This is a genomic window from Streptomyces sp. 8K308 (genome assembly GCF_004348315.1).
GTDB lineage: Bacteria > Actinomycetota > Actinomycetes > Streptomycetales > Streptomycetaceae > Streptomyces.
In genome coordinates this window covers 1-6,692 of the sequence record NZ_SMKC01000369.1, presented here as the reverse complement: position 1 = coordinate 6,692, position 6,692 = coordinate 1, and the positions used below count along the sequence as shown (strand labels likewise).

The following is a 6,692-nucleotide window of genomic DNA, read 5'->3' as shown; positions in this document are numbered from 1 at the left end:
GGAGGCGGGTGGGGGGAGAACCCCCACCCGCCCAGTGGTTACGCGTCGCCGCCCGCCGAGCCCGGGTCCGCCGCCGAGACGTCCAGCAGCTGGTAGCGGTCGATCGCCTGCTTCAGGCTGCCGCGGTCGACCTTGCCCTGCTTGGCCAGCTCGGTCAGCACCGCCAGCACGATCGACTGCGCGTCGACGTGGAAGAAACGCCGCGCCGCGCCGCGCGTGTCGGCGAAGCCGAAGCCGTCGCCGCCGAGCGACTGGTACGTGCCGGGTACCCAGCGCGCGATCTGGTCGGGAACCGCCCGCATCCAGTCGGAGACGGCCACGAACGGACCCTCCGCACCCGAGAGCTTGCGCGTCACGTACGGCACGCGCTGCTCCTCCTCCGGACGCAGCAGGTTGTGCTCCTCGACCTCCACCGCGTCCCGCCGCAGCTCGTTCCACGAGGTCACGGACCACACGTCCGCCTTGACGCCCCACTCCTCGGCGAGGATCCGCTGGGCCTCGAGGGCCCACGGCACGGCCACGCCGGAGGCCATGATCTGCGCCGGGACGCTGCCGGCCTCGCCGCGCCGCAGCAGGTAGAGGCCGCGGAGGATGCCCTCCACGTCCACGTCCTCCGGCTCGGCCGGCTGCTGGATCGGCTCGTTGTAGACGGTCAGGTAGTAGAAGACGTCCTCCGCGCCCTCGCCGTACATCCGGCGCAGGCCGTCCTTGACGATGTGCGCGATCTCATACCCGTAGGCCGGGTCGTAGGCGACGCAGCCCGGGTTGGTCGAGGCCAGCAGATGGCTGTGGCCATCCGCGTGCTGGGTGCCCTCGCCGGTCAGCGTCGTGCGCCCGGCGGTCGCGCCCAGGACGAAACCGCGCGACATCTGGTCGGCCATCTGCCAGAACTGGTCGCCGGTCCGCTGGAAGCCGAACATCGAGTAGAAGACGTAGACCGGGATGAGCGGCTCGCCGTGCGTGGCGTACGCCGAGCCGGCCGCGATCAGCGAGGCCGTACAGCCCGCCTCGGTGATGCCGTCGTGCAGCATCTGACCGGTCGGCGACTCCTTGTACGACAGCAGCAGGTCGCGGTCGACCGACTCGTACGTCTGGCCGAGCGGGTTGTAGATCTTGGCGGACGGGAACATCGCGTCCATGCCGAACGTGCGGTACTCGTCCGGCGCGATCAGCACGAACCGCTTGCCGATCTCCTTGTCCCGCATCAGGTCCTTCAGCAGCCGCACGAACGCCATGGTGGTGGCGACCTGCTGCTGCCCGGAGCCCTTCTTGACCGCCGCGTACGTCTTGTCGTCCGGCAGCGCCAGCGGTTTGGCCCGCACGACACGGGTCGGCACGTAGCCGCCGAGCTCACGCCGGCGGTCGTGCATGTACTGGATCTCCTCGGAGTCCCGGCCCGGGTGGTAGTACGGCGGGGCGCCGGTCTCCAGCTCGCTGTCCGGGATCGGCAGGTGCAGCCGGTCCCTGAACCGCTTGAGGTCGTCGACCGTGAGCTTCTTCATCTGGTGCGTGGCGTTGCGGCCCTCGAAGCTCGGGCCGAGCATCCAGCCCTTGATCGTCTGCGCCAGGATCACCGTGGGCTGGCCCTGGTGCTCCTTGGCGGCCTTGAACGCCGCGTAGACCTTGCGGTGGTCGTGGCCGCCGCGCCCCAGGTGCAGGATCTGGTCGTCGGTCATGTTCTCGACCATGGCCCGCAGCCGGTGGTCGCCGCCGAAGAAGTTCTCCCGGATGTAGGCGCCGGTCTCGGTGGCGTAGGTCTGGAACTGACCGTCCGGGGTGGTGTTGAGCTTGTTGACCAGGACGCCGTCCCGGTCCTGCGCGAGCAGCGGGTCCCAGGAGCGGTCCCAGACCAGCTTGATCACGTTCCACCCGGCGCCGCGGAAGACGGACTCGAGCTCCTGGATGATCTTGCCGTTGCCGCGTACCGGGCCGTCGAGCCGCTGCAGGTTGCAGTTGACGACGAAGGTCAGGTTGTCCAGGCCCTCGCGCGCCGCGATCGACAGCTGGCCGAGCGACTCCGGCTCGTCCATCTCGCCGTCGCCGAGGAAGGCCCACACGTGCGAGTTCGACGTGTCGGCGATCCCGCGCGCGCGCATGTAGCGGTTCATCCGCGCCTGGTAGATCGCGGAGATCGGGCCGAGGCCCATGGACACCGTGGGGAACTCCCAGAAGTCCGGCATCATCCGCGGGTGCGGGTAGCTGGACAGGCCGTAGGGCGCCTTGGACCTCTCCTGGCGGAACGCGTCCAGATGGCGCTCGGTGAGCCGGTCGAGCAGGAAGGCGCGGGCGTAGATGCCGGGCGAGGCGTGACCCTGGAAGTACACCTGGTCACCACCGTCGCCGCCGTCCTTGCCGCGGAAGAAGTGGTTGAAGCCCACGTCGTACAGGGAGGCCGAGGAGCCGAAGGTGGCGATGTGGCCGCCCACCCCGATTCCCGGCCGCTGAGCGCGGGAGACCATCACGGCCGCGTTCCAGCGGGTCGCGTTCAGGATCTTGCGCTCGATCTCCTCGTTGCCGGGGAAGAACGGCTCGTCCTTGGTCGCGATGGTGTTCACATAGTCCGTGCTGCGCATCTCGGGCACGGCCACCCGCTTCTCACGGGCGCGCTCGATCAGGCGGAGCATGAGATAGCGGGCCCGCTCCCGGCCTCGCTCGTCGACGGCGGCGTCGAGCGAGTCGAGCCACTCCTGAGTCTCCTCAGGATCGAAATCCGGGACCTGGCTGGGAAGGCCGCCAATGATGATCGGGTTGCGATCTGATCCGGAAGCCACGCTGTTCCTTCACTGTGAGTTGTCTGCTCTGCTGTGTCGCGCCGCCTCCATCGTGTACCGCTGACGGCGAAACGTCATCTCTACTAGGCGGTAATCATCGTCGGCGATCTTCTTTCGATCCCTACAAAAGCGGCTCGACGACTGCGGTCGCCGACCGGCAACCCTACGCCTCCGCCCCACCCGTCCCGCGAACACCCGTTCGTGGGACTATGGCGCAGATCACGCCACGGTCCGTGGCGGCGGTCCCGCACCGCCCGCCCCCGGCGCCCGCGGGCAGGTCTGCGCGAACCGCCCAAGACGTCAACGTTTGGACAGGCGCGGCCGCCGGGTACTTGCGCGATCCGTCCCGCACGTGTGGACTACGGCCCAAGCCGCGCACACACGCGCGCGCCTACCCGTACTTTTCCGACACAGGACAGGAGCAATCCGTGAGCGCGACCGCGGACCACGCGGAGGAGCGGACCAACCCCGCCGCGAGGCTGGGTTTCCAGGCCGGACAGGTGGTCCAGGAGCTCGGTTATGACGACGACACCGATCAGGAGCTCCGCGAGGGGATCGAGGCCATCACGGGCGAGGAGCTCGTCGACGAGGACTTCGACGACGTGGCCGACGCGGTGGTGCTGTGGTTCCGTGACGAGGACGGCGATCTCACCGACGCGCTGGTGGACGCCACCACGATGATCGACCCGGGGGCGCCGGTCTGGCTGCTGACGCCCAAGACCGGACGACCCGGCTACGTCGAGCCGAGCGACATCGGCGACGCGTCCCAGACCGCGGGGCTCGCCCAGACCAGCACCTTCAGCGCCGGCCGCGACTGGACCGCCAGCCGGCTCGTGACCCCCAAGGCGGCTGGCAAGAAGTAGCCGAAGACCGGCGCTGGCGCGTCCGCTCCCCGGGGGTCCGAATGCCCGCGGGGGGCCTCGTCGTAGGCTGGGCGGCGTCACTTTACCCTCGCCAGAGGAACGGATTACCCGCCCATGGCCATCGAGCCCGCCCAGCCAGCTCCCGACTTCCGGCTGAAGAACCAGCACGGCCAGACGATCTCGCTCTCCGACTTCCGGGGCGAGAAGAACGTCGTGCTGCTCTTCTACCCGTTCGCGTTCACCGGCGTCTGCACCGGGGAGCTGTGCGCCCTGCGTGACGAGCTGCCCACCTTCGTCAACGACGACGTGCAGCTGCTCGCCGTCTCCAACGACTCGCCCTTCTCGCTGCGGGTCTTCGCCGAGCAGGAGGGCCTCGAGTACCCGCTGCTGTCGGACTTCTGGCCGCACGGGGAGGTTTCCCGGGCGTACGGCGTTTTCGATGAGGAGAAGGGCTGCGCGGTGCGCGGCACCTTCATCATCGACAAGGAGGGCGTCGTGCGCTGGACCGTGGTGAACGGCCTGCCCGACGCCCGCGATCTGAACGATTACGTCACGGCCCTCAAGGGACTGTGAGCCCACCGCCGGTCCTGGGTAACGGACCGGCTGGGACGCGTGTGCGGCGCGGGGCCCCCGGGTCCCGCGTGGAAGGAGTGAAGAACGGGTGACCAACGGGGGAGTCGACTCGGTCAGCGCGTTTCCCGTGCCCATCCATCAGGCGGAGGTCGGTCGGCGTCGCACCGCCCCGGTCTCCCACGTCTGTGTTCGCAACATCAAACAGGCCGACGGAAGGGAACCGGCCCGCCACGACCTGACAGGTCGGCGCGGGATCGCCCTGGACTACGGGGTCAATGTCTGACATGTTCGCCTGCATATCCGCGGCCCCGCGCGGGAGACTGGACTTCTTGTGCTACTGAAAACCTTTGGCTGGTCGTTCGGCGTCACCATCGCCGGTCTGCTCTTGGCCCTCTACTTCTGGGGCTGGGAGGGCTTCGCCGTGGTGGCGATACTCTCCATCCTCGAGATCTCGCTCTCCTTCGACAACGCCGTCGTCAACGCCGGCGTGCTGAAGCGGATGAATGCCTTCTGGCAGAAGATCTTCCTGACCATCGGCATCCTGATCGCCGTCTTCGGCATGCGGCTCCTCTTCCCGGTCGTCATCGTCTCGCTCACCGCCGGTGTCGGCCCGATAGAGGCCGTCGAACTCGCCCTCGACGACCGCGAGCAGTACTCCGCCATGGTCACCGACGCCCACCCGTCGATCGCGGCCTTCGGCGGCATGTTCCTGCTGATGATCTTCCTCAACTTCGTCTTCGAGGAGCGCGAGCACGTCTGGATCAGGTGGCTGGAGCGCCCGCTCGCCAAGCTGGGCAAGATCGACGCCTTCTCCGTCGGCGTGGCCATCGCCGCGCTGCTGCTCACCGCCACCACCGTCGCCCACCAGGCGTACCAGCACGGCGGCACGCACGTCGACAAGACCGAGACGGTGCTGCTCTCCGGCCTCGCCGGCCTGCTGACCTATCTGATCGTCGGCGGCCTCTCCGGCTACTTCGAGAACCGCCTCGAGGAGGATGAGGAGAAGGCCGACGAGGCCCTGGAGAAGGCCGAGGCGGAGGCCAAGCGCGCCGGCAAGGACCCGTCCGCCATCGGCCTCGCCGGCCGGGCCGCGTTCTTCCTCTTCCTCTACCTCGAGGTGCTCGACGCGTCCTTCTCCTTCGACGGCGTCATCGGTGCCTTCGCCATCACCAACCACATCTTCTGGATGGCGCTCGGCCTCGGCATCGGCGCGATGTACGTCCGGTCGCTCACCATCTACCTGGTGCGGCAGGGCACCCTGGACGACTACCGCTACCTGGAGCACGGCGCCCACTACGCCATCGGCGCCCTCGCCGTGATGCTGCTGATCAGCATCCGCTGGCACCTGCACGAGGTCGTCACAGGACTGGTCGGCGTCGGCCTGATCGCGGCGGCCTTCTGGTCCTCGGTCCGGGCCAACCGGCTGGACGGGGGCGAGTCCGGTAACGGCTCCGAACAGAAACCGGTCAGCACCGGGGTGTGAGCGGCCGGCACACGCGGAAACCATAAAGCGGGGCGGGATGGTCACGGCCCGGCGGACGCCGGCCCGACCGCCCGCCCCGCGGCGTACGGGATTCTTCTCAACGGGATTCTTCTCAAGGGGGCAGGCATGGCGTCGCTGTGGTCGTATCTGCGCAGGGGCGGCGCGTCCGAGCAGAAGTTCGACACGGTGGGTGGCATGTCGAGCTACGCCACCGAGCTGACCAGACGACGTCCCACGGCCCCGCTGACCGCGCCCGGCGCGGACACCGGCACCCTGCGGATCGACCTCTCCTGGCGGATGCGGAGCAGCACCGACCTCGGGGGCGGCGGCCGACGCTTCGCGTGGCGCCACCCGCTGGAGATCTTCAAGCCGGCCGAGATACTGGGCCACTCGCAGGGCGTGGCCACCATCGACTTCGACCTGGCCGTCATGTACGAGCTCACCGACGGCAGCAAGGGCGTCGTCCAGTCGGTGGGCGGCCTGCTCGGCGACTTCAACGACCCGCCGTACGTCAAACTCAGCGGCGACGACCGCTTCGGCACGGCCTCCGGCGAACAGATCTACGTCAACCTCGACCACAAGGACGAGTTCAAACGGCTGCTGGTCTTCGTCTACATCTACGACGGGTCCGAGGCGTTCGCGCGGGCCGACGTGGTGGTGACGCTCGTCGCGGCCGACGGCAAGAACATCGAGGTCGGCCTGACGGACGCGGTGCCGCAGGCGCGGGCGTGCGCGGTGGCGCTGATCGAGCACCACAAGGGGCAGCTGGTGGCGCGGCGGGAGGTCAAGTACGTGCTGGGCTTCCAGTCGGAGATCGACCGGCTGTACGGGTGGGGCATGTCGTGGGGCCGCGGCACGAAGCCGTCCCGCACGTGACCGCGCACCCGCTGCGCTTGGCTTGGGCGGCCGGCCCGGGCGCGCGGAGCCGCCACGGGCCGGCCCCGCGCGCAGCGCGGTGGCGGCGCGGCGGCCCCCCTCGCGCGAAGCGCGAGAAGGGGCGGG

At 69.1% G+C, this 6,692-nt stretch carries 6 protein-coding genes; 5 read left to right on the top strand and 1 reads right to left on the bottom strand.

The features are described from left to right. Positions 1-38: 38 nt before the first annotated feature. Positions 39-2,771, bottom strand: coding sequence for a pyruvate dehydrogenase (acetyl-transferring), homodimeric type (aceE, locus tag E1265_RS31435; protein ID WP_132934374.1), 2,733 nt, complete (start codon positions 2,769-2,771; stop codon positions 39-41). Between the two features lie 428 nt (positions 2,772-3,199). Between aceE and E1265_RS31430 the strand changes: the two genes are divergently transcribed. From E1265_RS31430 to E1265_RS31410, 5 genes are all read left to right on the top strand, one after another. Further along, positions 3,200-3,634 carry a DUF3052 domain-containing protein gene (locus E1265_RS31430; RefSeq protein WP_132934373.1) on the top strand — a complete coding sequence of 145 codons (435 nt, stop codon included), beginning with the start codon at positions 3,200-3,202 and terminating at the stop codon, positions 3,632-3,634. A gap of 114 nt (positions 3,635-3,748) precedes the next feature. Next, positions 3,749-4,207 (top strand): peroxiredoxin, encoded by a 459-nt coding sequence (locus tag E1265_RS31425; protein ID WP_132934372.1) that lies wholly within the window; start codon positions 3,749-3,751, stop codon positions 4,205-4,207. An 88-nt stretch (positions 4,208-4,295) separates the two neighbouring features. Next, on the top strand, positions 4,296-4,490 hold the full coding sequence (locus E1265_RS31420; protein ID WP_132934371.1) for a hypothetical protein: 195 nt from the start codon (positions 4,296-4,298) through the stop codon (positions 4,488-4,490). 48 nt (positions 4,491-4,538) lie between these two features. Beyond that, a complete protein-coding gene (locus E1265_RS31415; RefSeq protein ID WP_132934370.1) occupies positions 4,539-5,690 on the top strand; it encodes a DUF475 domain-containing protein in 1,152 nt (383 codons plus the stop codon). A gap of 126 nt (positions 5,691-5,816) precedes the next feature. Further along, positions 5,817-6,566 (top strand): Tellurium resistance, encoded by a 750-nt coding sequence (locus tag E1265_RS31410; protein WP_132934369.1) that lies wholly within the window; start codon positions 5,817-5,819, stop codon positions 6,564-6,566. Positions 6,567-6,692: the final 126 nt, after the last annotated feature.